The 26,472-nt window shown below is 61.4% G+C and carries 18 protein-coding genes, 4 tRNA genes, 1 pseudogene and 1 riboswitch; of the genes and pseudogenes, 8 read left to right on the top strand and 15 right to left on the bottom strand.

Annotation, left to right across the window (positions count from 1 at the left end):
• Positions 1-480 precede the first annotated feature (480 nt).
• Positions 481-557, bottom strand: a tRNA-Arg gene (locus NUH87_RS24120).
• A 471-nt stretch (positions 558-1,028) separates the two neighbouring features.
• On the opposite strand from NUH87_RS24120, the gene NUH87_RS24115 reads away from it, so the two are divergent.
• Positions 1,029-1,220: a PA3371 family protein gene (locus NUH87_RS24115; protein WP_040070181.1), complete on the top strand. Its 192-nt coding sequence runs from the start codon at positions 1,029-1,031 to the stop codon at positions 1,218-1,220.
• 354 nt (positions 1,221-1,574) lie between these two features.
• A complete protein-coding gene (locus NUH87_RS24110; protein WP_103497682.1) occupies positions 1,575-1,898 on the top strand; it encodes an Arc family DNA-binding protein in 324 nt (107 codons plus the stop codon).
• Positions 1,899-1,966: 68 nt separating this feature from the next.
• On the opposite strand, the gene mgtE is transcribed toward NUH87_RS24110, so the two are convergent.
• Positions 1,967-3,409, bottom strand: coding sequence for a magnesium transporter (mgtE, locus tag NUH87_RS24105; RefSeq protein ID WP_338522975.1), 1,443 nt, complete (start codon positions 3,407-3,409; stop codon positions 1,967-1,969).
• Positions 3,410-3,730: 321 nt separating this feature from the next.
• Between mgtE and bamE the strand changes: the two genes are divergently transcribed.
• A complete protein-coding gene (gene bamE, locus NUH87_RS24100; protein WP_338522974.1) occupies positions 3,731-4,195 on the top strand; it encodes an outer membrane protein assembly factor BamE domain-containing protein in 465 nt (154 codons plus the stop codon).
• 94 nt (positions 4,196-4,289) lie between these two features.
• On the opposite strand, the gene NUH87_RS24095 is transcribed toward bamE, so the two are convergent.
• The 6 genes from NUH87_RS24095 to alaS form a co-directional block, all read right to left on the bottom strand.
• Positions 4,290-4,366, bottom strand: a tRNA-Arg gene (locus NUH87_RS24095).
• Positions 4,367-4,438: 72 nt separating this feature from the next.
• Positions 4,439-4,515, bottom strand: a tRNA-Arg gene (locus tag NUH87_RS24090).
• A gap of 108 nt (positions 4,516-4,623) precedes the next feature.
• A tRNA-Ser gene (locus NUH87_RS24085) sits at positions 4,624-4,714 on the bottom strand.
• 62 nt (positions 4,715-4,776) lie between these two features.
• Positions 4,777-4,965, bottom strand: a complete 189-nt coding sequence (csrA, locus tag NUH87_RS24080) for a carbon storage regulator CsrA (RefSeq protein WP_002554426.1) — start codon at positions 4,963-4,965, stop codon at positions 4,777-4,779.
• 187 nt (positions 4,966-5,152) lie between these two features.
• Positions 5,153-6,394, bottom strand: coding sequence for an aspartate kinase (locus NUH87_RS24075; protein WP_040070185.1), 1,242 nt, complete (start codon positions 6,392-6,394; stop codon positions 5,153-5,155).
• An 82-nt stretch (positions 6,395-6,476) separates the two neighbouring features.
• Positions 6,477-9,101 (bottom strand): alanine--tRNA ligase, encoded by a 2,625-nt coding sequence (gene alaS, locus NUH87_RS24070; RefSeq protein WP_338522973.1) that lies wholly within the window; start codon positions 9,099-9,101, stop codon positions 6,477-6,479.
• A gap of 343 nt (positions 9,102-9,444) precedes the next feature.
• A riboswitch (FMN riboswitch) is annotated at positions 9,445-9,616 on the top strand.
• A 127-nt stretch (positions 9,617-9,743) separates the two neighbouring features.
• Between alaS and NUH87_RS24065 the strand changes: the two genes are divergently transcribed.
• The 4 genes and pseudogenes from NUH87_RS24065 to NUH87_RS24050 all read left to right on the top strand — a co-directional run bounded on the left by NUH87_RS24065 (position 9,744) and on the right by NUH87_RS24050 (position 13,401).
• Positions 9,744-10,235 carry a 6,7-dimethyl-8-ribityllumazine synthase gene (locus NUH87_RS24065; protein WP_338522972.1) on the top strand — a complete coding sequence of 164 codons (492 nt, stop codon included), beginning with the start codon at positions 9,744-9,746 and terminating at the stop codon, positions 10,233-10,235.
• Between the two features lie 148 nt (positions 10,236-10,383).
• A complete protein-coding gene (locus NUH87_RS24060; protein WP_338522971.1) occupies positions 10,384-11,841 on the top strand; it encodes a M91 family zinc metallopeptidase in 1,458 nt (485 codons plus the stop codon).
• A 58-nt stretch (positions 11,842-11,899) separates the two neighbouring features.
• Positions 11,900-12,967: pseudogene (locus NUH87_RS24055) on the top strand (M91 family zinc metallopeptidase); the annotation flags it as partial.
• Positions 12,968-13,080: 113 nt separating this feature from the next.
• Positions 13,081-13,401: a M91 family zinc metallopeptidase gene (locus NUH87_RS24050; RefSeq protein ID WP_338526921.1), complete on the top strand. Its 321-nt coding sequence runs from the start codon at positions 13,081-13,083 to the stop codon at positions 13,399-13,401.
• Here NUH87_RS24050 and astE read toward each other — a convergent pair.
• The 7 genes from astE to NUH87_RS24015 form a co-directional block, all read right to left on the bottom strand.
• Positions 13,398-14,405 (bottom strand): succinylglutamate desuccinylase, encoded by a 1,008-nt coding sequence (gene astE, locus NUH87_RS24045; RefSeq protein WP_040070190.1) that lies wholly within the window; start codon positions 14,403-14,405, stop codon positions 13,398-13,400. The two genes, NUH87_RS24050 and astE, sit on opposite strands and share 4 nt — an antisense overlap.
• Before the next feature lie 18 nt (positions 14,406-14,423).
• Positions 14,424-14,711, bottom strand: coding sequence for a hypothetical protein (locus NUH87_RS24040; protein WP_040070191.1), 288 nt, complete (start codon positions 14,709-14,711; stop codon positions 14,424-14,426).
• Positions 14,712-14,767: 56 nt separating this feature from the next.
• Complete coding sequence (astB, locus tag NUH87_RS24035) at positions 14,768-16,114, bottom strand: N-succinylarginine dihydrolase (protein WP_040070192.1); 1,347 nt, start codon at positions 16,112-16,114, stop codon at positions 14,768-14,770.
• A gap of 180 nt (positions 16,115-16,294) precedes the next feature.
• Positions 16,295-17,764 carry a succinylglutamate-semialdehyde dehydrogenase gene (gene astD / locus NUH87_RS24030; RefSeq protein WP_338526919.1) on the bottom strand — a complete coding sequence of 490 codons (1,470 nt, stop codon included), beginning with the start codon at positions 17,762-17,764 and terminating at the stop codon, positions 16,295-16,297.
• On the bottom strand, positions 17,761-18,786 hold the full coding sequence (gene astA, locus NUH87_RS24025) for an arginine N-succinyltransferase (RefSeq protein WP_040070194.1): 1,026 nt from the start codon (positions 18,784-18,786) through the stop codon (positions 17,761-17,763). The genes astD and astA overlap by 4 nt, the downstream gene beginning before the upstream one ends.
• Positions 18,787-18,859: 73 nt before the next feature.
• Positions 18,860-19,879 carry an arginine/ornithine succinyltransferase subunit alpha gene (gene aruF, locus NUH87_RS24020; protein WP_338522970.1) on the bottom strand — a complete coding sequence of 340 codons (1,020 nt, stop codon included), beginning with the start codon at positions 19,877-19,879 and terminating at the stop codon, positions 18,860-18,862.
• A gap of 149 nt (positions 19,880-20,028) precedes the next feature.
• A complete protein-coding gene (locus tag NUH87_RS24015) occupies positions 20,029-21,249 on the bottom strand; it encodes an aspartate aminotransferase family protein (protein ID WP_338522969.1) in 1,221 nt (406 codons plus the stop codon).
• A gap of 264 nt (positions 21,250-21,513) precedes the next feature.
• Here NUH87_RS24015 and NUH87_RS24010 point away from each other — a divergent pair, with 264 nt between their 5' ends.
• Positions 21,514-26,472 carry a dermonecrotic toxin domain-containing protein gene (locus NUH87_RS24010; RefSeq protein WP_338522968.1) on the top strand — a complete coding sequence of 1,653 codons (4,959 nt, stop codon included), beginning with the start codon at positions 21,514-21,516 and terminating at the stop codon, positions 26,470-26,472.

Below are 26,472 nucleotides of genomic sequence, written 5' to 3'. Positions count from 1 at the left end.
TCTCGTTAGCGGGAGGCGAATTCTACAGCGTTACACGCTGCTGTCAACACCTCTTTTACACCGCTTTCGATCGAGAGGATCGAACCGCTGAACCGGCGAAAATACGCTGCCGTTTCAGCTCCTTCTGGGCTTCGATACACTGAAGCGAACCGCCGATCCAAACTCTAAAAACCTTCGTAACTTATTGAATCTCAAAGGCTTTTCCGTTTCGACCGCGCCGGAAGTGGGGCGAATTATAGACCTGTAGGATTTGCCGTCAACCGTTAATTTCACTTTTCTGTCATGGAGCCGCATTAGCCCCTCCTCCCCCCCCCCTACTGCACGCCCTCCTATATAGAAGAGAAACCCTCAGGCAACACCCCGGCAGAACCGGCCACACCAAAAGGACTTTCGAAAGCAGAATTCGAAATGCATGAAGCATCGACAGACAGCGTCAGAGCGGAGTCGATAGAGGATCGAAGAAAGCAGGCAACAGATATATGGTGTCCCAGGGCAGGTTCGAACTGCCAACCTTCCCCTTAGGAGGGGGATGCTCTATCCAATTGAGCTACTGAGACAACGGTCGGCCACCAGGACAGGCGGCGCGAAGGACGGCGTGCATGTTAACGGGCATGCCGGTGTTTGTCATGTCATCCCCGGGCTTTTTAACAGTAGGTGATCTCCCGCAATCACCGCCTGAGCCGTGCCGAACACGCACTACGCGCCCCGGGGCAGCGGCTGTCGATGCTTCATCAGGCCTTCCGGGTTACAGCAAAGAACCATCATCACAAAGTGCACACTCACCAAAACAAAACACAACCTATTGTTTTAAAAGTATTTTTTCTGATAAAAAGCTTCGCATGCAGCCTGCTCCGACTCTCTCCATGAAAAACGGTCTGATCCATTATCAACCATGGGGAGCCTTTCGATGAATACCCCCATCACTCGCCAACCGCACGGCCCTGGACGATCAGCGCCAGGTAACCGTCGCGCCCGCAGGCGAACCCGACCGGCTGACGCTCCGAGTCCACTCCATCCAGGAACCGCCCATGTCCCGATATGCTTTCACCTTCCTGATCCTGACCCTGCTCGGCAGCATTGCCCTGTGGGCGGCTCCGGCCGACGCTTTCACCCTGCCACTGGTCGTCGCCACCGGACTGTTTGGCGTTTTTTTCGTCCTGGCCTTGTTCGCTGGTCGGAAAATCCGCTTCGACCCCGTCTTGCGCCCCTCCGCAGACTAGAAAACCAGCAAATTGCCACTACTCTTTAACATTAGAAGCAAAAGGCCAGACCGCCGGGTAAAATCCGTGCGGCACTGGCCAGAAGCTTCCTGACAGGCCCGGGATGGTCGATCAGAAGGTCGCTACTGAGGGGAAACTTTCCAACCAGTGCGCATTTCTGATAATTGGTGCTGGCATATTGCCTTTGTCCAGTTCAATATTTGTCACAGAATTGACGCCAAGGATCTGGCAAATATGAGGCATGATGCGGGCCTCATTTCAATTCAGGTTGAACATTTGGCCAAGCATGCTGTCCTACTGACATCCTGCGGCCAATTCCGAGAACCGCTCCCCTGAACTAACCGGTTTAAAACTATGCGCCCATTGAAACAGGCAATTTATTCCAGCCGTACGGCTGACAAATTCGTCGTGCGTCTGCCCGATGGAATGCGTGAACGCATCGCCGAGGTGGCTCGTAACCATCACCGCAGCATGAATTCCGAGATCATTGCACGCCTGGAGCAAAGCCTTATTCAGGAAGGTGCACTGGGCGACGAGTTGAGCATGCGGCTGGACAGCCCGGAACTCTCTCTGCATGAGCGTGAATTGCTCCAGCGTTTCCGCCAACTCTCCCATCGCCAGCAGAATGCACTCGTGTCGCTGATCGCCCACGACGCCGAAATGGCGGACGCCAGCTGATTCATCCCTGAAAGTTCAAGCCAGCGGTGTGCTGGCTTTTTTTTGCCTGAAATTCAGGAGGGGAGCGCTCAGAGCAGGAAGACGGTCGCCAGCCCGAGGAAGATGAAGAAGCCGCCGCTGTCGGTCATGGCGGTGATCATCACGCTGGCCCCCATCGCCGGGTCACGGCCCAGGCGCGCCAAGGTCATGGGGATCAGCACCCCCATCAACGCCGCCAGCAAGAGGTTGAGGGTCATGGCCGCGGTCATCACCACGCCTAACGACCAACTGCCGTATAGCACGTAGGCGACCACACCGATCACTCCCCCCCACACCAGGCCATTGATCAAACCAACCGCCAGCTCCTTGCGCATCAGGCGCGAGGTGTTGCCGGTGCTGACCTGGTCCAGCGCCATGGCGCGCACGATCATGGTAATGGTCTGGTTACCCGAGTTACCGCCAATGCCCGCGACGATCGGCATCAGGGCGGCCAAGGCCACCAGCTTCTCGATGGATCCCTCGAACAGGCCGATCACCCGCGAGGCGACAAAGGCCGTGATCAGGTTGATCGCCAGCCATGCCCAACGGTTGCGCAGGGATTTCCAGACCGAGGCAAAGATATCCTCCTCTTCCCGCAGGCCCGCCATGTTGAGGACTTCACTCTCGCTTTCCTCACGAATCAGGTCGACCATTTCGTCGATGGTCAAACGACCGATCAGCTTGTCGTTCTTGTCCACCACGGGGGCGGAAATCAAGTCATAACGTTCGAAGGCCTGGGCCGCGTCGTAGGCATCCTCGTCCGGGTGAAAAGTCACCGGATCGCCGGCCATGACTTCGGCCACCTGCTTCTCGGGATCGTTGACCAGCAGGCGCTTGATCGGCAGCACGCCCTTGAGCACGCCGTCATAATCGACCACGAACAGCTTGTCGGTATGGCTCGGCAGTTCCTTGAGCCGACGCAGGTAACGCAACACCACTTCCAGGCTGACGTCCTCGCGGATGGTGACCATCTCGAAGTCCATCAGGGCGCCGACCTGCTCCTCGTCATAGGACAACGCGGAGCGAACGCGCTCACGCTGCTGGCCGTCGAGGGCTTCCATCAACTCATGGACGACGTCTCGCGGCAGCTCGGGGGCCAGGTCGGCGAGTTCATCGGCATCCATCTCCTTGGCGGCAGCCAGGAGTTCATGATCCTCCATGTCGGCGATCAGGGTTTCGCGCACGGAGTCGGAAACCTCGAGCAGGATATCGCCGTCACGCTCGGCCTTGACCAACTGCCAAACGGTCAAGCGATCGTTCAGGGGCAAGGCTTCGAGGATATGGGCGACGTCGGCGGAGTGCAGGTCATCGAGCTTGCGCTGCAACTCGACGAGGTTCTGCCGGTGAACCAGGCTTTCCACCCGGTCGTGATGAGGGCCTTCCTGGCGATGCGTCAGGTCTTCGACCACGCGCTGGCGCTGCAGCAGGTCAACGACCTGGGCAAGACGGTCCTGCAGGCTGTCCTGGCTTTTCTTTGCTTCAATTTCGGTCATAGGCGAACTCCACTCCCAGCAGCGGGGCACGCCGGAAGGATCAATCAGTCAATTCGTGATTGGTAAAGCGAGAGAATAAGTAACTACTGGGTAAGTCCATGGAAATATTCCAAAAACCCCGGCGGGGCTGACGGGCGCAATCATACACTGTCCCTGGCCCTTCACGGCCAGAAATCTGGGCAAGAACAAGCGCTTGCGCCAGCCTGCAGAACGCTTTGCGGCGGTCTTTGCCCCTCGACGACTCATCTTGAAAAGAAAACCCACGACCCATCTGGAGGGCCGCTACTAGGCTGGGTGAATGACCGTCAAGGAGGACGTCCGATGCTGCCCAGAAGCCATCTTTCGCTGTTGCTCGCACTCTGCCTGCCCTTCCCCACCAGCGCCGCCGTCGTCCATCGCTGCGAAAGCGACAGCGGACATATCACCTTCACCACGTTGAGCTGCGCGCCAAGCGAAACGCTACAACCTCAGCGTGCGCACAACCCGGCGCCTGGAAGCAGAGCGCCGGCCAAGCGGTCGGAAACGACAACCTCAACCCCACGGAGCCTGACCGTAGTCGGTGAGCACGATGACGGCTGCGCCAATCTGCTGAGCGCGCAGGAAAAACGCCGGGCCATCATCAATCAGCAGGTTCGCCCCGGCATGAATCGCCTGGAAGTGGAAAGCGCCCTGGGCCGGCCGGACCGGATCAGCACGACCAACACCGCGACGCGCTATCACTACAACCTGAAAAGGGGCCGCAGCAGCCTGGTGGTGCTGGATGAGAAGGGATGCGTCAAAGGCTAGGCTCTGTACGATAACTACCTGCGCGGCGAGTTTCGTACAGACCCTAAACCCCAGACGGCAAAAAGCCCGCAACCAGTGCGGGCTTTTTGTTGTATGGTGCACTCGACAGGATTCGAACCTGTGACCGCTCGGTTCGTAGCCGAGTACTCTATCCAGCTGAGCTACGAGTGCAATTTGTGTTTTTAGACCAGATCACAACTGGTTGAAGCCACGCTATTCGTATCACTACCAACAACGCTTAAATGGTGCACTCGACAGGATTCGAACCTGTGACCGCTCGGTTCGTAGCCGAGTACTCTATCCAGCTGAGCTACGAGTGCATTTGATGCCGCGCATTATAGTCCGTGAAATCTTTTTGTAAAGCGCTTTTTTCTAGTAATTTCAACAACTTACCGAAGAAGCCAGACCAACACGTACTAAACAAATAATGGCGGAGAAGGGGGGATTCGAACCCCCGACACCCTTTTGAGGTGTACTCCCTTAGCAGGGGAGCGCCTTCGGCCACTCGGCCACCTCTCCGCAACACGGGGCGTATCATAACCAACCTTTTCCCCGTTTGCAAAGCAAAAAATCAAATAAAATTAATGGCTTGGTTCTTCGTCCTTCTCTTTCTTGATCCGCAGGTAGATTTCCTCACGGTGTACCGCCACTTCTTTGGGGGCATTGACACCAATTCGTACTTGATTTCCTTTGACGCCAAGCACGGTTACAGTGATTTCACCGTCACCGATGATCAGGCTCTCTGCGCACCGACGAGTCAGAATCAGCATACCTTTCTCCTACACGCACTTCAGTTCAGGGACAACAGTCTGCAAAAAAGGGCTTCGACTTACAGGCTATATAGCCATCGCCCTACACCCCCAAGTATTGACCAGCGCAGGTGAAAGACCAGCCGCCACCCACGCCCATCAAGAAAAACAAAGGGCGCGGTTAAACCGCGCCCTTCGGGACCACGCGTTACTCGCCTTGTCGGGCCGGCGCATCCAGCTCGAAGGCCGTGTGCAGTGCACGCACAGCCAGTTCCAGGTACTTCTCTTCGATCACCACGGAGACCTTGATCTCCGAGGTCGAGATCATCTGGATATTGATGCTTTCCTTGGCCAGAGCCTCGAACATGCGGCTGGCAACGCCGGCATGGGAACGCATGCCCACGCCCACGATCGACACCTTGGCGATCTTGGTATCGCCGACCACTTCACGGGCACCGATCTCGCGCGCGGTGTTTTCCAGGACGCTGTGCGCGGCCTGGTAGTCATTGCGGTGCACGGTGAAGGTGAAGTCGGTGGTGTTATCGTGCGCGACGTTCTGCACGATCATGTCGACTTCGATGTTCGCGGCACTGATCGGGCCGAGAATCTTGAAGGCCACGCCGGGGGTGTCTGGCACGCCACGGATGGTCAGCTTGGCTTCATCGCGGTTGAAGGCGATGCCGGAAATGATCGGCTGTTCCATGGATTCCTCTTCATCAATAGTAATGAGGGTGCCCGGACCCTCTTTGAAGCTGTGCAGGACGCGCAGCGGAACGTTGTACTTGCCGGCGAACTCGACCGCGCGGATCTGCAACACCTTGGACCCGAGGCTGGCCATTTCCAGCATCTCTTCGAAGGTGATCTTGTCCAGGCGCTGGGCCTGGGCCACGACGCGCGGGTCGGTGGTGTAGACGCCATCGACGTCGGTGTAGATCTGGCATTCGTCAGCCTTCAAGGCCGCCGCCAGCGCCACGCCCGTGGTGTCGGAACCGCCACGACCGAGGGTGGTGATGTTGCCGTGCTCGTCGACGCCCTGGAAACCGGCGACCACCACCACGCGACCGGCCTTCAGATCGCCACGGATCTTCTGGTCGTCGATCTGCAGGATGCGCGCCTTATTGTGCGCGCTGTCGGTCAGGATCCGCACCTGGTTGCCGGTGTAGGACACCGCCGGCACGCCGCGCTTGATCAGCGCCATGGCCAGCAAGGCGATGGTCACCTGCTCGCCCGTGGAAACGATCACATCCAGTTCACGGGGAACCGGCTGCTGCTCGCCGCTGATTTGCTTGGCCAGATCGATCAGGCGGTTGGTTTCGCCGCTCATCGCAGACAGTACAACCACCAGGTCATCACCGGCCTCGCGGAACTTCTTAACCTTGTCGGCTACCTGCTCGATTCGCTCGACGGAGCCGACCGAGGTACCTCCAAATTTCTGTACGATCAAAGCCATTTCTAAGCCGCCTCAGCCCGTAAAGGGGCGCCCATTAATCATCACGGTGCCTGCTACTAGACAACAGGCACCCGGTACAGCCTTAAACGCCCTGTTCGACAAACGGCACGGTCAGGGCCAGCGCGGCATCCAGTTGCGCGGCGTCGACACCACCGCCTTGCGCCATGTCCGGACGACCACCGCCCTTCCCGCCCACTGCCGCAGCGGCTTGTTTCATCAGATCACCGGCTTTGAGTTGGCCGGTCAGGTCCTTGGTCACGCCTGCGACCAGAACGACCTTTTCCTCATGGACACTGCCGAGCAGGATCACTGCGCGACCGAGTTTGTTCTTCAGTTGATCGACCAGCGCCAGCAGCGCCTTGCCGTCCTGCCCGTCCAGGCGCGCGGCCAGGACCTTGACACCCTTGACATCCAGGGCCGCAGCCGACAGGTCATCACCCGCCGCGCTGGCAGCCTTGGCCTGCAATTGCTCCAGCTGTTTTTCCAACAGGCGGTTGCGTTCCAGCACCGCCGACAGCTTGTCGATCAGGTTGTCGCGACTGCCCTTGATCAGGTTCGCGGCTTCCTTGAGTTGCTCTTCAGCGGCGTTCAGGTAAGCCAGTGCCGCAGCCCCGGTGACCGCTTCGATACGCCGTACGCCCGAGGCCACGCCGCCTTCGCTGATGATCTTCAGCAGGCCGATATCGCCGGTCCGGTTGGCGTGAATACCGCCGCACAGCTCGACGGAGAAATCGCCGCCCATACTCAGTACGCGAACGCTGTCACCGTACTTCTCGCCGAACAGCGCCATGGCACCCTTCTGCTTGGCGGTGTCGATATCGGTTTCCTCGGTTTCCACCGCCGAGTTCTTGCGGATTTCGGCGTTGACGATGTCTTCCAGCGCCTTGATCTGTTCTGGTTTGATGGCTTCGAAGTGGCTGAAGTCGAAGCGCAGGCGCTGACTGTCGACCAACGACCCCTTCTGCTGGACGTGCTCGCCCAACACCTGGCGCAACGCGGCGTGCAGCAGGTGCGTCGCCGAGTGGTTCAGCGACGTGGCGTGGCGCACCTCGGCCTCGACCTGGGCCTGGACCTGCGCCCCCACCAGCAGGCTACCGTTGGCCAGCACGCCGTGGTGCAGGAACGCCCCGCCAGTCTTGGTGGTGTCGCGCACGTCGAAACGACCGGCAGCTGCCTGAAGATAGCCGCAATCACCGACCTGGCCGCCCGACTCCGCGTAGAACGGCGTGCGATCCAGGACGACAACGCCCTCGTCACCTTCATTCAGGACGTCAACCGACTGCCCTTCTTTATAGAGCGCCACCACTTTCGCCGAACCACTGCTCGCGCTGTAGCCGGTGAACTCGGTGGCGACGTCGACCTTGACCAGGCTGTTGTAGTCCATGCCGAAGGAACTGGCCGAACGCGCACGCACGCGCTGGGCTTCCATCTCGCGCTCGAAACCGGCCTCGTCGAGGGTCAGGTTGCGTTCACGGGCGATATCGCCGGTCAGGTCCATCGGGAAACCGTAGGTGTCGTACAGCTTGAACACCACGTCGCCCGGGACCACCGAGCCCTTGAGTTCGGCCAGGTCCTGCTCGAGGATCTTCAGGCCCTGCTCCAGGGTCTTGGCAAACTGTTCTTCTTCGGCTTTCAGCACGCGCTCGATATGCGCCTGCTGGGATTTGAGCTCGGGGAAGGCCTCGCCCATCTCGGCGACCAGGGCCGCGACGATCTGATGGAAGAAGCTGCCCTTGGCGCCGAGCTTGTTGCCGTGACGGCAGGCGCGGCGAATGATCCGACGCAGCACGTAGCCACGGCCCTCGTTGGACGGCAGCACGCCGTCGGCAATCAGGAAGCCGCAGGAGCGAATATGGTCGGCCACGACTTTCAGCGACGCCTGGTTGTCGTTGGTGCAACCGATGGCCTGGGCCGAAGCGCTCAACAGACTCCGGAACAGGTCGATCTCATAGTTGGAGTGAACGTGCTGCAGTACCGCACTGATCCGCTCCAGGCCCATACCGGTGTCCACCGACGGTGCCGGCAGCGGATGCAGCACGCCATCGGCGGTGCGATTGAACTGCATGAACACGTTGTTCCAGATTTCGATGTAGCGGTCGCCATCCTCTTCCGGCGAACCGGGTGGGCCGCCCCAGATATCGGCGCCGTGATCGTAGAAAATCTCGGTGCATGGACCGCACGGGCCGGTATCGCCCATGGTCCAGAAGTTGTCGGAAGCGTAAGGTGCGCCCTTGTTGTCGCCGATACGGACCATGCGCTCGGCCGGCACGCCGACTTCCTTGGTCCAGATGTCATAGGCTTCGTCGTCGCTGGCGTAGACCGTGACCCAGAGCTTCTCCTTCGGCAGGTTCAGCCACTTGTCGGACGTCAGGAAGGTCCAGGCGAAGGTGATCGCGTCACGCTTGAAGTAGTCGCCGAAGCTGAAGTTACCCAGCATTTCGAAGAAGGTGTGGTGACGAGCGGTATAGCCGACGTTTTCCAGGTCGTTGTGCTTGCCGCCGGCGCGCACGCATTTCTGACTGCTGACCGCGCGGGTATAGGCGCGTTTTTCCTGACCCAGGAAGCAGTCCTTGAACTGGTTCATCCCCGCGTTGGTGAACAGCAGGGTCGGGTCGTTGCCCGGAATCAAAGAGCTGGAGGCGACACGGGTGTGGCCTTGCTGTTCGAAGAAGCGAAGGAAGGCTTCACGGATTTCTGCGCTTTTCATAGGTTCTTCCACGGAGTCTGCGGCCAAACGCAAGTGCATCACATCCAAAGGGGTTTGCGACTTGCAAAAGGCCGCATTATATCGGCCCTGCGCCCAGGGTACAGTGTGTTTATACGATAGAAACCGTCAATTGGACGGCCTGCAGTCTCATTCATGGCCAAATTCGGCCAATACCGCAACGACTTGTTCAATTTACGTACGGCTGGCGTCCCGGTATCCGGTGTGATCGACGGCAGGCCGGATCAATGTCTACTAAAGAAATTCGATAGTCATTATCGAAACGACGACATGCACCCCCTGAAAATATATGTTAAAAACTGGGCGCCGCCAGAGAGTCTGGCGGCAACGTTCTCAGGGCGGGGTGCAATTCCCCACCGGCGGTAATGGCGCGCAAGGTGCCTAGCCCGCGAGCGCTTGACGGTTCGGACGGCTTTGCCGGTCAGGGCCGACAAGGTCAGCAGACCCGGTGTGATCCCAGGGCCGACGGTCATAGTCCGGATGAAGAGAGAACGGGATTGACACCCAGGGGCCGTCCGCTGAATCGGTGTGTGCCTGCGCGCAGCGCACACGGAGCCGAACGTACCCTTGAATCCCATTCGATTCATATCGCCCTGTTTTTCACACAAACAGGAGTCAGAACAGATGCAACCCACCCCGATTCATCACACTCAACGTATTGCCTTCATCCAGGCCTGCTGGCACAAGGATATTGTCGATCAGGCACGCCACGGTTTCGTCTCGGAAATCGCCAAGCTGGGCTACCAGGAAAGCGATATCGACTTCTTCGAAGTCGGCGGCGCGTTCGAAATCCCCCTGCATGCCAAGCTGCTGGCCAAGTCCGGGCGCTATGCCGGCGTGGTCGCCGCTGGCCTGGTGGTCGACGGCGGGATCTACCGCCACGACTTCGTCGCCACGGCGGTGATCGACGGCCTGATGCAGGTCCAGCTGGACACCGAAGTGCCGGTGTTTTCGGTGGTGTTGACCCCTCACCACTTCCACGCCGGTGAAGAACACCAGAAATTCTTCTTCGATCACTTCGTGCACAAGGGCCAGGAAGCGGCAAAGACCTGCGCCGACACCCTGAACAAACTGCGCGCCCTGCCGCGCCCCGCGGCACAGAAACTGGCGGTCTGACCCTCCCATACCTGCCGGCCCGGGCCGGCAGGTCATTGTCAACGCATAACTATCTACGCTCTCCCGCCTTCGTCTTTGCAGTTAAGTGAGCTCGACATTTCGCCCTAGCAGGGCTTTCGAGACCCACCACTTGCGGAGACACCTCAACATGAACGACTTTTCCAGACTCACCCCGGATACCCCCGTCCCGCCCGAAAATGAACACTGGATCGACGGCAACCACGAGAATGCCAAACCCGTCACGGGCGCCATGAACCAGTATCCGGACGACCAGAGGGTCATCCACAACCACGCACTCCACATGGACGACACGGCCAGGGTGGAACGCCAGAAACTCGACGCACCTCCCGATTATCAGGGGCCGACCGACCATCTGCTCTTCACCACCCGCGACCGCTCCGACCACGTGCACCTGTACCTCACCGATCATCCGGTCCTCGATATCAATGACCAGCGCTATCACCTGAAAATGGCCTCATCCGGGCAAGTCATCGTGCTGCGCACAGAGGGTGGCCATGACAACATCAGGATAGACGACCCTGTGAAGATCACGGTCTTCATCGATTCGGGCATGGGAAACGACCGGATACTCTGTGGCGGCGGCTTCACGAAAGTCGACGCCGGCCCCGGCAACGACCAGGTCTTTACACGATCCGGCAGCAGCTATGTCGAAGCCGGGGACGGCGACGACGTTGTCAGTGCCCAGGGCAGCGGCCCCATGACCGTCTATGGCGGCAAGGGCCACGACACCCTGGCCGGCGGAGAGGGCGCCTGTTTCATGGATGGAGGACAGGGCGACGACGTGCTGCTGGGCGGTGAGGGCCATAACGTGCTCAGCGGTTCCGACGGCAACGATCAGATCACTCCCGGGCCCGGCCCCAATACGGTCTACACGGGGACAGGAGTGGACTTCGTCGAACATCTCGGGTCCAACACCCGATTGTTCAATGCGTATGACGCCGACGGCCCCGCTCCCTCAACCCATCACCAGGACCCCGGCGTCATCATCGCCGCCAAGGGGCTGGACAGTTGCGGGGTGGTGGTCGAAGGCAGGCAGGCATTTCAGGAACGGGTCAATGACGATCTCAGGTTGCTGCTGGGTTCCGGCAATGGCCGGCAACTGCTCAGCGCCCTGGGCGATGCCAGGCAGAAAAGCGGTGTTGCGGTGATGGTCAAGGAGTTGACCGCAGAAGAAAACGGTATGTGTATCCCGAACGGCTCCCAGTCCGACAGCCCGTTCGACGACGACTCCCCCTTTATCGAAAGCGCTCGCCCCAACACTCCGGTCAAGGGTTGCACGGTGTACTACGACCCGTCGTTCCTCAAGGGTGAAGTCACCAGCATCGTGCATCTCTACCACGAGTTATGCCACGCCTATAACTTCGTGACGGGAACAATGCTTCCGGGCTATGGCCTAGATGGTGTGGACGCGGGCAAACCTCGTGACGTGGTTCCCAATGCAGAACTTCAGGCCGTCGGATTGGATGTCGATTTCGACGCAAATCCAGCGACAGCGCCCCTACCTGGCAACCCCGAGGCCTTTACCGAAAACGGGCTGCGCCTGGAGTTCGGCATCACGCCGCGCAAGCAATATCGGGAAGACTGAGCGGATTCTCCTCTTGTGACTCTCCTTCCCTGCGCACCCGATTTTTAACGGAGCCCTCATGAACAGCTTTCCCGACATCCCGCCGGCCAGGTCCGAGCGCGTGATAGACGGTAGCGCTCGTTCCTTTGACGAGCACTACCAGATCGTCCAGGAATACCTGGACGACTATAAACCGACCTCAACCTACCGACTCTCGGCAGAAAATGACCCGGTCCTGATCGAGCGAAAGATCGTTTCGACGCCCTACAATCCACGACACCCGCCGCTGGATTACCTGATATTCACCACCGGCGATAGCGCTGACAGCGTCAGGGTCCACTGCCCTCGGGAGCAATTGATCGTCGACATCAACCATGAGCGTTATCTGATCAACCCGGCCGCCTCCGAGCAGATACTGGTCATCCGCACCGGAGGGGGTCCGGACAGGGTGACGGTCGATGAACAGGTGAAGATCCGGATCATCGTCGAAACAGCCGACGGCGACGATGTGATCCACAGCGAAGGCGCCGAAACCCGGATCCATGCAGGCAAAGGCGATGACTTCATCACCACCGGCGAGGGCAAGGCCTATATAGAGGCCGGAGAAGGCAACGACATGATCTTTGTCGAAGGTGACGCAACGGTCTACGGCGGGGCCGGCAATGACCATATCAGCGCCACCGCCAGCCTGGACCACAGTCACCATCTGCTCAACGGCGGTCAAGGCAACGATCTGCTGATCGGTGGCCGGGGACACAGCATCCTCAGTGGAAACGACGGCGACGACTCCATTCTGGCAGGCGTCGGGAGCAACACAATCTACACCGGAGAAGGCCGGGACACGGTCATGTTGATCAAACCGACGGATAACGTCTTCAGCAACGATAGCCGCGACCAGTTGTTCCAGGCCGCCCCCCAACCACCCGCCGATGCCGAGGAATTGCGGGTTCACGCGTCGTCTTCCGAAGGTTTTCAGATAACCCTGCTCAGCAACCTGGGCCTGGAGCAGACCGGTATCGTGGTCAACGGTTCAGCGGCATTCCAGGACCGGGTCAATGACGACCTGAGGCTGCTGAGCGGCTCTCCCCGGGGACGCCAGCTTTTATCGGTGCTGAATAAAACGGCCAGAGAACACGGCATTGCCGTCGCGATCAACCCTCTGGAATATGAGAGCAATGCACTGTTTCTGGTCAATGCCCAGGCACCGGGCAATCCCTACATCAGAGAGACAAGCGCAGGAGACAGGCTCCCGGGGGAAGCATTCACTACAACCTCGCCGTTGAAATCGACGCAACCCCCGGCGTTGTATTGCTCTACCACGAACTCTGCCATGTCTATAACAGAGTCACCGGAACGTCTTTCCCCGGGGACGGCTTCGACGGCCCGCGTGACGGCAAATCCACACGCAGGGTGCCTAATGAAGAACTGCAAGCCATAGGCCTGCCGGCGGAAGTCAGACCCTTCGATTTCGACGCAGACCCGAGCACTCCCGCCTTGGACACCAACCCGACGCCCTTCACCGAGAACGGCTTGCGTGAAGAGTTGGGATTGGCACCGAGAACCTGGGTAAAGCCGGGCTAAACCAGCGTCTCGTCGCTGGACGGCACCACCAGGATCCCCGCTCGCAGGCCGTTTTTCACCTTCGGGTTGGGGAAAATGATCCGGGCGCCCTGCTCTTCCACGACCCAGCGACTGTTCGCCAGGTCCTCGGCCAGCAGGTAGCCCTTGGGCAGTTCCGAGAAGTTCTCGATATCCGCCGGCAAGTGCATCAGGAAACCATCGCTGTGCTTGATGATTTCCCGCGCCACGCTGAACAGTTGCAGGCCATCGAGCGCCTCGTCGGTGGCCGGCTCGCAGCCCTCGATGATCTGCTTGAGGCGCAGCTCCAGGCGCGACACATCGACGCCCTGGTTCTGCCCGAACGGACGCGCCTTGCCCAGCTCCAGGGTGAAGGACTCGGCAGCGAGCTTGTCGTAGGTGTAGCTGCTGAACACGATGGACGGCTTGTTCTGCAGCAGCACCGCCGACATCCCGGCCGCGCGCAGGCGAGCCAGCTGGCGGCGTGAATGTGCCCGGCCGTCCTTGTAGGGATAGAGCGCGAACTGTTCGATCTTCGAACCGCGGATGGCGGTGTGCAAGTCGTAGTGCAGGCGCTCGCGCCCCGGCAGGTTGAAGAAGCTCGCCGCCAACCGCTCCAGCTCGCACGCCCGCAGGGCTTCGCTGCCACTGCTCAACTCATGCCGGCCATTGAACAGCCGGTTGACGTCCTGCTCGACAAAGCGCTCGCCGCGGCGCATGGCCTCGGGGTTGCCGAACAGGAACAGAATACGCGCACGGGGCTTGAGGTCGCCCCGGGCGATGTCGTGCAACAGGCGATCGAGCAACTCGATCGGCGCTGTCTCGTTACCGTGGATACCGGCGGACAACAGCAGGTCCAGCCCATTGTCCCGGGCCTCGGGAGGCCGCACTTCGAGTGCGCCCTCGCTCAGCCAGCGCATGCGCACGCCGTCGACCGTCAGTTGAGTCTTCTCCGCCGGTTCACGACCGGCGAGGGTCAGTTCAAGCAGTTTGCCGAGGGCGAGCATGGCGCGGTGTTCCTTTAATCAGTGATGGTGACCGCAGTCGGGGCCGTGTACATGATCTTCGTCGCCGATATCCGCCGGCTCCATTTCCATTTGCAGGCTGACCAGGTTGGTCGCCAATGGACGCAGCAGCAGGTTGGCGTATTCGGCGTCGCCTTCCTCGACATCGACACCGATCAGCAGCTGGCCGCGGCCGTCATGCTGAATCCACAACTCCTTGCCCTGCCATATCACCGCCACGCGGGTACAGGAGGTTTCCAGTTGAGTGCCATCGGTGTCTTCAAGGATCAGCTGCAAGGTATCGCTCATGGTTCAGGCTCTCGTCTGGAGGTGAAACGCCGCGCTCCAGGGTAGAGCGCCGGCCTTCAATTGATCTGGAATGGGTAAACCGAGCCCAGTTTAAGGATTTGCGTCAGTTCATCCAATGCCGTACGGCATTCAAGCAGCAACTGCGGGTCCGCCAGATCGCTTTCGCGCAGGGTATCGCGGTAGTGCTTGTCGACCCACTGGGTCAGCGTGCCATACAACGGCGCCGTCATGATAACCCCGGGGTTGACCGCCGCCAGCTCGGTTTCCTTCAAGGCCACGCGCAACCGCAGGCAGGCCGGGCCACCGCCGTTCTGCATGCTCTGCTTGAGGTCGAAGACCTTCACCTCGCGAACCGGACCGCCAGAACTGGTCAGCTCTTGCAGGTAGGCCCAGACACGCGGGTTGCTGCGGCACTCTTCCGGCACGATCAACAACATGCCGCCGTCGGCACGGTTCAGCAACTGGCTGTTGAACAGGTAGGAACGCACCGCGTCTTCCACTGCCACTTTCGAGCGCGGCACGCAGATCGACTGGAAGTTGCCACCGCGCTTGGCCAGTTTGCCCTGCAGCTCGGCGAGCATCTGCTCGGTCTCGAGGAAAGCGTCCTCGTGGTAGAACAGCACCTCGCCGTTACCCACCGCGATCACGTCGTTGTGGAACACCCCCTGGTCGATCACCGCCGGATTCTGTTGAGCATAGACCACGCCATCGTCACTCAGGCCATGCAGCCGGGCGACCGCCTGCGAAGCTTCGAGGGTCTGGCGCGCCGGGTATTTCTGCGGTGCCGGATAGCGGGTATCGAAAGCGCTGCGACCGAACACGAAGAACTCGACGCCTGCTTCGCCGTATTCACGGCAGAAACGTGTGTGGTTGGCCGCGCCTTCGTCGCCGAACTGGGCCACGGCGGGCAGCGCCGCGTGATGGGCGAAATGCTTCGAGTCGGCGAACATCGCCCCCAGCACGCGGCTGGTGGTCGGGTGTTCGATGCTGCGGTGGTATTTGCAGTTGAGGTTGGCGGCGGTGAAATGCACGCGGCCGTCGGCGGTGTCGGCACTCGGGCTGACGGTGCCGGCGTTGGCCACCCACATGCTCGACGCCGAGCAACTGGCAACCAGCAGGGGCATCGCCTGCTTGGCGGCCTGTTCGATCACTTGCGCGTCGCTGCCGCTGAAACCGAGGCTGCGCAGGGCGGCCACATCAGGACGCTCCTGCGGGGCCAGCACGCCCTGGACATAACCCATGTCCATCAGCGCTTTCATTTTCGCCAGGCCTTGCAGCGCCGCTTCCTTGGGGTTGGAAGCCTGCTGGCTGTTGCTCTGGGAGGCGACGTTGCCGTAGGAAAGGCCGCCATAGTTATGGGTCGGGCCTACAAGACCGTCAAAATTGACTTCAAAGGATTTCATCGGCGAGGCTCCATGGATCTGTTTTTATAAGCGCAAATCATCTGTGTATGGCGACCGCTTCGCGGTCATCGCTGGCAATCGAACGTCGACCGGCGCTCCTACAAGGTTTGGCGGCGCGCACAATGGGCGCACCACTGTGGGAGCCGGCTTGCTGGCGATAGGGCCCGCAGGCCCGACGACTCAGGAAAGCCGGACACCCGGTGTCAGCGTCGCCGGCACCGTCAAGCTCGGCGTTTCCAGCGATGCCACCGGGTACGCGCAATAATCCGCCGCGTAATAGGCGCTGGCGCGATGGTTGCCCGACGCCCCGACCCCGCCGAACGGCGCGCTGCTGGCAGCACCCGTCAGTTGTTTGTTCCAGTTGACGATCCCGGCCCGGCTTTCCAGCCAGAACTGCTGGTAACGCGCCTCGGAGTCCGACAGCAGACCCGCCGCCAGGCCGTATTGCGTATTGTTGGCCTCGGCAATCGCCGCGTCGAAATCGGCGTAGCGAATGACCTGCAGCAAGGGTCCGAACAGTTCTTCGTCCGGACGCTCGGCCACCGCCGTCACATCGAGAATACCCGGGGTCAGCAGCGCCGCATTGGCCTGCGGCTGAGTCATTTCCAGCAACGCCAGCGCGCCCTGTGCCAACAGATGCGCCTGGGCATCCATCAAGGCACGTGCGGCACCGAGGGACACCACCGAGCCCATGAACGGCGCCGGCTGCTGGTCGAACGCGCCGACTTCAATGGTCGCGCTGACCGCCACCAGGCGCTCCAGCAGCTTGTCGCCCCAGGCCCCGGCGGGCACCAGCAGGCGACGGGCACAGGTGCAACGCTGGCCAGCCGAGATGAAGGCCGACTGAATGATCGTGTACACCGCCGCGTCCAGGTCCTGGACCTGATCCACCACCAGCGGATTGTTGCCGCCCATTTCCAGGGCCAGGATCTTGTCTGGGCGCCCGGAGAATTGCTTATGCAGATGATTGCCGGTGCGGCTCGAACCGGTGAAGAACAGGCCGTCGATGCCCGGGTTCGCCGCCAGGGCGATCCCGGTCTCCCGCGCCCCTTGCAGCAGGTTCAACACACCCCCCGGCAGACCGGCTTCGATCCAGCAACGCACGGTCAGTTCGGCGACCTTCGGGGTCAGCTCGCTCGGCTTGAACAGCACGCTGTTACCGGCCAGCAACGCCGGAACGATGTGGCCGTTGGGCAGGTGGCCGGGGAAGTTGTAAGGACCGAACACCGCCACCACACCGTGGGGTTTGTGACGCAGTACTGCGGTGGCGTCGCCCAGCGGGCCGCTCTTCTCGCCGGTACGCTCACGGTAGCTCTGCACCGAGATGGCGATCTTGTTGACCATGCTGGTCACTTCGGTCGCCGCCTCCCACAGGGGCTTGCCGGTTTCTTCACCAATGCAACGGGCCAACTCGTCGGCACGGTTTTTCAAGTGGGCGGCAAAGCTTTCGAGCACGGCAATACGCTCGTCGAGGGAACGCTTGGCCCACGCCGGGAAAGCCTGGCGCGCGGCCTGCACGGCGGCGTCGACTTGCGCGGCGCTGGCGCCCTTGCCGGACCACAGCACCTGCTGGGTCACCGGATTCAACGATTCGAAGGCCTCGCCCTGGCCTTCCTGCCAGGCACCGGCGATGTAAAGCGTGCTCATTATTTCGACTCCCGGGAAGCAGACAACGGAACCGCGCGGACCTGATCGCCCGCACTGAGTTGAAGACGTTTGGCGGTCAGCGGATCGACCACCAGCGTGCCCGCCGCCAGGCGCGCCGGTGCCGCGGTGATGCGGCAGTCCTCGCGCTTGCGGTTGTGGATCAGGTACGGCGTGGCGTCATCACCCGGGGTGCCGACGGCCAACACCAGCGCCTGGCTGTCGCGCACCGCACGGATCTTGCTGGTTTCGCACTCCACCGCAGGACCTGCGTCGAAGATGTCGACATAGCCCTGGTAACTGAAGCCTTCGCTCTTGAGCATCGCCAGTGCCGGCTCGGTGTCGGTGTGCACCTTGCCGATCACCGCGCGCGCCTCTTCGGAGAGGAAGCAGGTGTACAGCGGGAACTTGGGCATCAGCTCGGCGATAAAGGCCTTGTTGCCCACGCCGGTCAGGTAATCGGCCTGGCTGAATTCCATCTTGAAGAAGTGCCGGCCCAGGCTTTCCCAGAACGGCGAACGCCCGGCCGCATCGGACATGCCCCGCATCTCGGCGATGATCTTGTTGCCGAACAGCTCCGGGAACTCGGCGATAAACAGCATCCGCGCCTTGGCCAGCATGCGGCCATTGAGGCCACTGCGATAGTCGGCATGCAGGAACAGCGAGCACAGCTCCGAGTTACCGGTCAGGTCGTTGGCCAGGAACAGCGTCGGAATCTCACGGTAGATCTGCAACTCCTGGGAGGCACTGACCGTCAGGCCCACCCGGAAGTTGTACCAGGGCTCACGCAGGCCCACGGCACCGGCGATGGCGCTGATGCCGACCACACGGCCGTCATCGTCTTCGAGGACGAACAGATAGTCCGCGTCGCCGCGACCGGCCTCGCCGGTGAAGGTCTTTTCCGCCCAGCCGACCCGATGGGCCAGGCGCTCTTCGTTGGCTGGCAAGGTGGTCAGGCCGGTGCCCGTGCTACGGGCCAGGTCGATCAGAGCGGGTAAATCGCTGCTGCGTACGGGACGAACGATCATGCTATCTCCTCAGACGGGCACCGGCTGACGGGTGCCCGCGAAACTCGCTGTAAGGCTGCTTTCGATACCGGCCTTAAACCGCTACCAGGCGCACGCTGGCGCCTTCGCCGACGCCCAGGGCCTCGGCGGCTTGCAGGTCCAGGGTGACCGGTTTGCCCGGCGCATAATCGAGCTCCAGCAACACCGCGCGGTAGTCCTGCAGCTGCGCGTTGGACACCAGGTACTGGCGACCGCCGCCCTTGCCGGCATCACCGATCTTCACCGGCACCACCCGGCTCTGGGCGATGGAGCGAATCCCGCTCACCCGTGCATGCAGGGTCGGGCCGCCATCGAAGATGTCGATGTAGTGATCGGTTTCGAAACCTTCGCGCATCAGGATGTCGAAGGTGATCTGCGCACGCGGGTGCACCTGGCCCATCGCTTCCTGCGCGGCGTCCGGCAGCAGCGGCACATAGATCGGGTAGTGCGGCATCAGCTCGGCGAGGAAGGTCCGGCTTTTCAGGCCGCACAGGCGCTCGGCCTCAGCGTAGTTCAGGTCGAAGAAGTTACGCCCGATGGCGTCCCAGAAGGGCGAGTCGCCCTGTTCGTCGCTGTAGCCGACGATCTCGGTCACCACCGAATCGGCGAACCGTTCCGGGTGGCTGGCGACGAACAGCAGACGCCCGCGGGAATTGAGTTCCGACCAGGCCGAACCCACCAGCTCCGGGACCACGTAGAAGCTGGTCAGCAGGCTGTTGCCGGTCAGGTCGTGGCACTGGGAAAGCACATGGATCTTGTTGTGGATCTTCAGCTCGCGGGACGCATGCACGAAGGTCTCGTTGCGGAAGCTGTAGAACGGTTCCGAGTAGCCGGCCGAGGCCACGATGGCCGAGCAGCCCGCCAGCTTGCCGGTGTCGGTGTCTTCAAGCACGAAGAAATAGCTTTCTTCACCATTGAAGCTGACCTCGGCGGCGAACGAGGCTTCGCTTGCCGCGATCTTGTCGCGCAGGCGGCCTTCGTCGTCCGGCAGGGAAGTGACACCGATCGGGCTGTCCGCGGCCAGGCGCCGTACCTCGTCCAGGTCAGCCATTTGCGCGGGGCGCATCACCAGCATGGTGTCACTCCTTCAATCCAGAACAGGTCGGTGCTTGGCACCGACAGAAAAAAATACCGGGGGAACGCCGCCCGTCATAAGAGCGTGGTGGCCCGGTACAGGAAATTTGGCCCGCTGGCGGCCATCCAGGGCCACCAGCGGGCGGTCCATCAGGCTTGAGTCAGCTTGGCCACGGCGCGCTCGAAGCGATCCAGGCCTTCGTTGATGTCCGCCTCTTCAACCACCAGGCTCGGGGCGAAACGAATCACGTCCGGGCCGGCCTGCAGGATCATCAGGTTTTCTTTTTCCGCGGCGTTGAACACGTCCTTGGCCTTGCCCTTCCAGGCATCGGCCAGCACGCAACCGAGCAACAGGCCCATGCCACGCACCTGGGTGAACAGGCCGTATTGGGCACCGATCTGCTCCAGGCGGGTCTTGAACAGGTCGTGCTTGGCTTTCACACCGCTCAACACTTGCGGGGTGTTGATCACATCGATCACCGCGTTGCCGACCGCACACGCCAGCGGGTTGCCGCCGTAGGTGGTGCCGTGGGTTCCGACCACCAGGTGCTTGGCCAGCGCTTCCGTGGTCAGCATCGCGGCAATCGGGAAACCGCCGCCCAGGCTCTTGGCGCTGGTGAGGATGTCCGGAATCACGCCGTAGTGCATGTAGGCGAACAGTTCGCCGCTGCGGCCCATGCCGGTCTGCACTTCGTCGAACACCAGCAGCGCGTCGTGCTGGTTGCACAGCTCGCGGGCGCCTTGCAGGTAGGACAGCTCGGCCGGCAGCACGCCGCCCTCGCCCTGGATCGGTTCCAGCACCACGGCGCAGGTCTTGTCCGAGACTGCCGCTTTCAGCGCGTCCAGATCATTGAACGGCACATGGGTGATACCGGTGATTTTCGGACCGAAGCCATCGGAATACTTCGACTGGCCACCGACGTTCACGGTGAACAGGGTGCGGCCGTGGAAGCTGTTGAGCGCGGCGATGATTTCGTACTTCTCCGAACCGAAGCGGTCGAACGCCACACGACGGGCCAGCTTGAAGGCGGCCTCGTTGGCTTCGGCGCCGGAGTTGCAGAAGAACACGCGCTCGGCGAAGGTGGCGTCCACCAGCTTCTTGGCCAGGCGCAAGGCCGGCTCGTTGGTGAACACGTTGGACACATGCCACAGGTTGTTCGCCTGTTCGGTCAGCGCGCCGACCAGCGCCGGATGCGCGTGACCCAATACGTTAACCGCGATACCGCCGGCGAAATCGATCAGCTCCCGGCCCGCCTGGTCCCACACTCGGGAACCCGCGCCACGCACAGGAATAAAAGCCGCAGGTGCGTAGTTGGGAACCATGACCTGATCGAAATCGGCGCGTTGCACCGGAGCTTGCTCAACGGACATCGGAGTCTCCTGAAGAGGAACGCCTGCCTGGAACTGGCGAGCGATGGGGGGATTGTAAGGACAGTTTTCGGTCAGGCCTTGCCGCCAAGCGACAACTTCTTATAGCGCCAAACCGGGTTTTGCCGAGGTTGTCGGCAATGCGACAAATTGCGTCGCAAAGGCGCAGTTTAAACGCTGGCCGCGGTTTTGGTATCTATTTAGGCACGGCTGTCCCCGGGCGCTGGATAGCCTCGCTGCTTTACTCGCCACACGAGAAACCACGCCATGCCGACGCCCGCCGCAACCACGTCCGCGCATTACCCCGACAATTTCGAACTGATCAAAAGCAAACTGCCGAACTGGCTGACCGACGCCCCCCAGTCCCTGCGCCAGAGCTATGGCGACAGCCTGTTGCTGACCCACACCCACAAGACCCGGGTGGCCGAGCACCTGCAAGGTTTGCAGGGCCTCGAGGCCTTTGCCGTGCCGATCCTTTCCAACGCCCTGAGAACCCGCTTCGGACACCGACTGGATCGGCAACACGACCGAATCACCTGCGTACGGCTGATCACCGCCGCCACCCTCTCGACACCGCGCAAGGTATCCGTCGTCGACATGAGCCTGCTTGAGGCCGCCCTGAAGAACTTCGTCACGCCCCGGCATGAGAACCCGGTGTTCTACAACGAATCCCGTCTGTACCGATGGCTCAACGACAGGCAGACCCTGCCCATTCAAGCCTTCACGCCGCGGGCATTCGTCGAGCTGTGCCGGGAGCTGGATATCGGTGGTCAGTACGACCGCCATATGGAGGCGGTGCTGCTGCCGAAAAAGCCCTCGGGCGAGGCTGACAACAGCTTTCGCGATCAGTATGAACTCAGTGAAAACCACGAACTGGTTACCCAGGCCCATATCGCCCTGATGAAAGGCCATATCAGCGCCTCGACCCACGACTTTCTGAACGCCGTCAGTCAAAAGGAGCCCTTGCCCCACTGGGATGGCAAACCGGTGAACTGCAGCGAATTGCAGCTGTTCAACTTCAAGACGCCCCTCAGCAGCTCGACCGGCGTCACCCTCAAAGGCGCCTTGCTGATTGAGCACCAGGACACCCTGGCCGCGCGCAACCGCCCTTGTATCGTCTATCTGAGCGGTGATCCGGAGCAGGCCCTCAAGCAATACGCCAGCTTCGACGCGTTCGAAGAGGAACTGGGCCGCCGCCTGGGCAGCAGCGACTACCGGAGCTTCTTCAGCCGCTACATCAACCTGCGCACCCAATCGGCTTTTTTCAGCGCCCTCGAGCGCAGCCTTGGCACCTCGGGCACGGCGGCCGAGCTGCAACTCAAACGTTTTCCGCTGATCGGCCAGCCACTCCGTGAACTCCATACCCAGCACCTGGTCAAGCTGCTGGACGATGGCAACTTCAGCGCCGTGCCGGTGGCCACTGTCGACCGCCAGGACCAGCGCGACTACCTGCAATCGCTGGCGAATATCGGCCTGAATCTGCTGAACGTCGCCGCCCTGTTCGTCCCCGGGCTGGGCGAGGCCATGCTGGCGGTGGCCGGCGCGCAGATGATCAGCGCGGTCTACAACGGTATCGAAGACTGGCATCACGACGAGCGTGAACAAGCCCTCAAAGGTCTGATCGGTGTCACCCTGAACCTGGCGCTGATTGGCGGCATCAGCGTGGTCGCCCACCGATTTGCCGGGGCCGGACTGGTCAAGGAGTTGAAACAAGTGACCCTGCCCAGCGGAGAAAGCACCCTGTGGAAACCGGACCTGACACCCTACGAGCAATCACCGGCACGGCCCGAGAGCCTGCAACCGAACGCCAGCGGCCTGTATGAAATCAACGGCCGCCAATACCTCAAACAGGACGACAGACTCTATGAAGCCGAACTGAATCCGCAGGGCAATCGTGGCAGGATCAAGCACCCGAACAGACCCGGCCAATACTCGCCCAGCTTCAGGCATAACGGTGCCGGTGCCTGGTTTCACGAACTGGAGAACCCCTTGCAGTGGCAAGGCCCGCAGCTGATGCACCGCCTGGGTCTGGCCGGCGAAGCCTTTTCCGACATCGACACCGCGCGGATCATGGCGGTCAGCGACACCGACGAAGCCCTGCTGCGCCGGGTGCATTTCGACAGTCAGCGGCCCCCCGCACTGCTCAAGGACAGCCTGCTGCGCTTTCGCCTCGACCGCGATATCCAGCGTTTCATCGAGCAGATGGCCCGCGGCGAGGCCGCACCCGACGAAAGCATGCAGGAGCAGATTCTGCTGGACCTCTGGCAAGCGCAGCCCAGGGCACTACAGCTGGTGGACAACCAGGGACGGGTGATCATGGAGACCACCCGCACCGGCACAACCCAGGGGCAACCGGTGGTCATCCCGCTCGCCCCCTTGCACGACGGCGATCTGCTCAAGACCCTACTGAACTCGCCCGACCTGAAGGAAAGCGATATCCGCACACTGCTGGGGGAAAGCCAGAGTTTCGCCACCCCCGCCGAAAAGCCGGAAACGCGGTTGCTGAACTTTCGCAAGCAAATCGCCCGACATGCCCACCTGCGCCGAAAAGCACTGTTCGAATCGCAATACCGGTTTCGTACCCAATCACGCGATCCCTCGGTGGGCGTGCTGCAAACAGCGTTTCCCGACCTGCCCGTGGTCGTGCTCGAAGAACTCGCCGAACAGGCCAGCGGTGCACAACTGCAAGCCTTGCGCGAGTCCGCCGAAATCGCCCCGGACATCGCCGACGAAGCCGCGCAGTATCGCCAGCAGGTGCGCCTGGCCCGCGCCCGCGAGGGGTTGTATCTGACGTCGAGCGGCAATGCCGACAGCGAAAAGCTCATGCTGCACAGTGTGCAACGCCTCCCCGGCTGGTCCACGCAAGTGCGTATCGAGGTGCGCACGCAATCGTCAACCGGGCCGTTGCTCGATAGCATCGGCAGCGCCGACGCGCCGATCTGCAAAGTGCTGATCAAGGAAAACGACCTGTACCAGACCCGCGATGCCCTGGACCAGGAGCTGCACGACTCCGATGATCTCTACGCCTCGCTGCTGCATGCCCTGCCCGACACCCAGCGCCGCGAACTGGGTTACCCCAGCCCCAAGCAGGGTGAGCAACTCCGGCAAGCCGTGCAGAACAGCCCCTTGCCCGGGCCCGACGCACTCCGCCAGATACTGGAAATGCCACCGCCCATCCCCAGCGGACAATCACCCATGGCCTTGGCCAAGAGGCGACCCGGTTATCAGCTCAGCGGCCGTGGGGCGCCGCAGGCGGGCAGTCGCTGGGCCCTCGAGGATCGTGTAGCCCGGCTGTTTCCGAGCTTCTCCGATGAGCAGATCCGGCAATTTATCGGCAGCCTGGGCAGTATGCGGGTCTTCGATGAACTGCGGCGGCTGGAGCAGGAGTACGAACGACTGACGGAGGAGCTGGAGCTCTGGTCATTCATCACCTCCTCCACTCACCCGATCAGCGGGGAACGCTTGAGCCTGATGCAGCGCGTCAACCAACAACGCACCCGCGCCCAGTTCGCCGAAGCCATCCGGCGTTGCTGGCGCCGTGAGCCCGACCTGTTCTACTCCAACAATCCCGAGGAGCACGGCTACACCCTCAGCGCCAATGGCTTGCTGGGCGAATTGCCCGAACTGTCGGTCGACTTCAACCATGTCCGCTACCTGAACCTAGTGGCCGACACCCCGGCCCGGGAGTTGGCCCGGTTCATGGCGCGCTTTCCCGACCTGCGCCGGCTCTCCATACGCGGCTTCCAACTCGACAGCCTGCCCGAATCGATCACACAAGGGCGCCTGACCGAAATGAGCCTGGTCAACTGCAATCTGCGCCTGACCGCCCAGACGACGCAAGCACTCTCCGGCATGCGGACCCTGGAGATTCTCGACCTGAGCCACAACCCTCTCGGCCAGCCCCCCGACCTGCGTCAACTGCAGGCACTGGAGGTCATCGACCTGAGTCACACCGGAATCAACGCGATTCCCGAGGGCCTGTTCGAACTGCCGCGATTGGAAGCCGCCCTGCTCAGCGACAATGCCATCAGCGACCTGCCGCAGACACTCAATGAGGTTTCCGGCAACCTCGGCTCCGGCCTGGACCTGAACGGCAATCCACTGTCCGAGTCCAGCCTGCAACTCGCCCGGGACTATTACCGCAGAACCGGCCACTCACTCGGCGTTCAGTCCCAGGTCGAGCGAACACGCATCCAGGCGCTCTATCCGGGCCTGAATGGCGAACAGCTGGAGAGCTTCATTCGGGCCCAACCGCGAATCCTCAAGGAGTCCTTGAGCCAGTTGAACCGACTGGAAGCCCAATACCGCCAGCTGCAAGCCGATCTACAGGCCTGGACCAGCGATATCCCCGCGCTTCACCCGCAAACGCAGGCACCGCTGAGCCCGGTCGAGTTGGCGCTGGAAAGTCTGAACCGAGATGACTTTGCCCAAGAGCTGCAACGGAGTTGGCAGCGCCAGAGCGAAGAAATGCTGCCTGACGGCACGCACTTGTATAGCTTCACCTTCACCCAGCGATTCACCGGCAGACTGCCCGCGCTCTCAGCGGATTTCAGCCATCTCGCCCGCCTGGAGATCCACGGTTACGGCGCCAGCCACGGACTCGACGGCTTCCTCCACAGCTTCCCCCATCTACGCGTGCTGTATGCCTCCAGCTTTATGGACCGGGACTTCCCCGCCGCGATTTTCGACATGCCGCACTTGAGAAACCTGGAACTGCCCTACGGCCGGATCCGACTGAGCGAAACCTCACACCGACAGCTCGCGGACATGACCGGCCTGCACATGCTGGACCTGTCCGGCAATCCGCTGCAATCGGCCACGCTGCGAGCCGAGGGCATACTGCTGACACCGAACGTCGCACGGATGACGGACCTGAGAGTGCTCGACCTGAGCGACAGCGGTATCCAACAGACACCCGAGGGGCTGTTCGGACTACGCGTACTGGGGATTGCCGACTTGCGCGACAACCAGATCAGCGACATACCGGAAAGCCTGTTCGAGGTACCGACCTCGCAATCGGTGACCTATGACTTCAGGAACAACCCGCTGACGGAGGCCAGCCTGCAAAGAGTCCGCAGCTACAGAGAGCTGAACGACGGCGTACAGCAGGTCAGAATCCTGATCGGTGACGATGTGAGCAGCGGCGACGAGAGCGAAAGCGACAATGGCGGCAGTGTCCCGCCAGTGGCATCCCCCATAACGCCGCCCACGCCCCGCGAAGAATAA

It is taken from the genome of Pseudomonas batumici, assembly GCF_036585405.1.
Lineage (GTDB): Bacteria > Pseudomonadota > Gammaproteobacteria > Pseudomonadales > Pseudomonadaceae > Aquipseudomonas > Aquipseudomonas batumici.
This window is presented reverse-complemented; position numbering and strand designations above follow the sequence as displayed.

Excerpts from the sequence above, each read along its gene's own strand:
- NUH87_RS24115 (WP_040070181.1), top strand. The coding sequence starts at position 1,029 with ATGTCCCGATATGCTTTCACCTTCCTGATCCTGACCCTGCTCGGCAGC.
- NUH87_RS24110 (WP_103497682.1), top strand. The coding sequence starts at position 1,575 with ATGCGCCCATTGAAACAGGCAATTTATTCCAGCCGTACGGCTGACAAA.
- mgtE (WP_338522975.1), bottom strand. The coding sequence starts at position 3,409 with ATGACCGAAATTGAAGCAAAGAAAAGCCAGGACAGCCTGCAGGACCGT.
- bamE (WP_338522974.1), top strand. The coding sequence starts at position 3,731 with ATGCTGCCCAGAAGCCATCTTTCGCTGTTGCTCGCACTCTGCCTGCCC.
- csrA (WP_002554426.1), bottom strand. The coding sequence starts at position 4,965 with ATGCTGATTCTGACTCGTCGGTGCGCAGAGAGCCTGATCATCGGTGAC.
- NUH87_RS24075 (WP_040070185.1), bottom strand. The coding sequence starts at position 6,394 with ATGGCTTTGATCGTACAGAAATTTGGAGGTACCTCGGTCGGCTCCGTC.
- alaS (WP_338522973.1), bottom strand. The coding sequence starts at position 9,101 with ATGAAAAGCGCAGAAATCCGTGAAGCCTTCCTTCGCTTCTTCGAACAG.
- NUH87_RS24065 (WP_338522972.1), top strand. The coding sequence starts at position 9,744 with ATGCAACCCACCCCGATTCATCACACTCAACGTATTGCCTTCATCCAG.
- NUH87_RS24060 (WP_338522971.1), top strand. The coding sequence starts at position 10,384 with ATGAACGACTTTTCCAGACTCACCCCGGATACCCCCGTCCCGCCCGAA.
- astE (WP_040070190.1), bottom strand. The coding sequence starts at position 14,405 with ATGCTCGCCCTCGGCAAACTGCTTGAACTGACCCTCGCCGGTCGTGAA.
- NUH87_RS24040 (WP_040070191.1), bottom strand. The coding sequence starts at position 14,711 with ATGAGCGATACCTTGCAGCTGATCCTTGAAGACACCGATGGCACTCAA.
- astB (WP_040070192.1), bottom strand. The coding sequence starts at position 16,114 with ATGAAATCCTTTGAAGTCAATTTTGACGGTCTTGTAGGCCCGACCCAT.
- astA (WP_040070194.1), bottom strand. The coding sequence starts at position 18,786 with ATGATCGTTCGTCCCGTACGCAGCAGCGATTTACCCGCTCTGATCGAC.
- aruF (WP_338522970.1), bottom strand. The coding sequence starts at position 19,879 with ATGCTGGTGATGCGCCCCGCGCAAATGGCTGACCTGGACGAGGTACGG.
- NUH87_RS24015 (WP_338522969.1), bottom strand. The coding sequence starts at position 21,249 with ATGTCCGTTGAGCAAGCTCCGGTGCAACGCGCCGATTTCGATCAGGTC.
- NUH87_RS24010 (WP_338522968.1), top strand. The coding sequence starts at position 21,514 with ATGCCGACGCCCGCCGCAACCACGTCCGCGCATTACCCCGACAATTTC.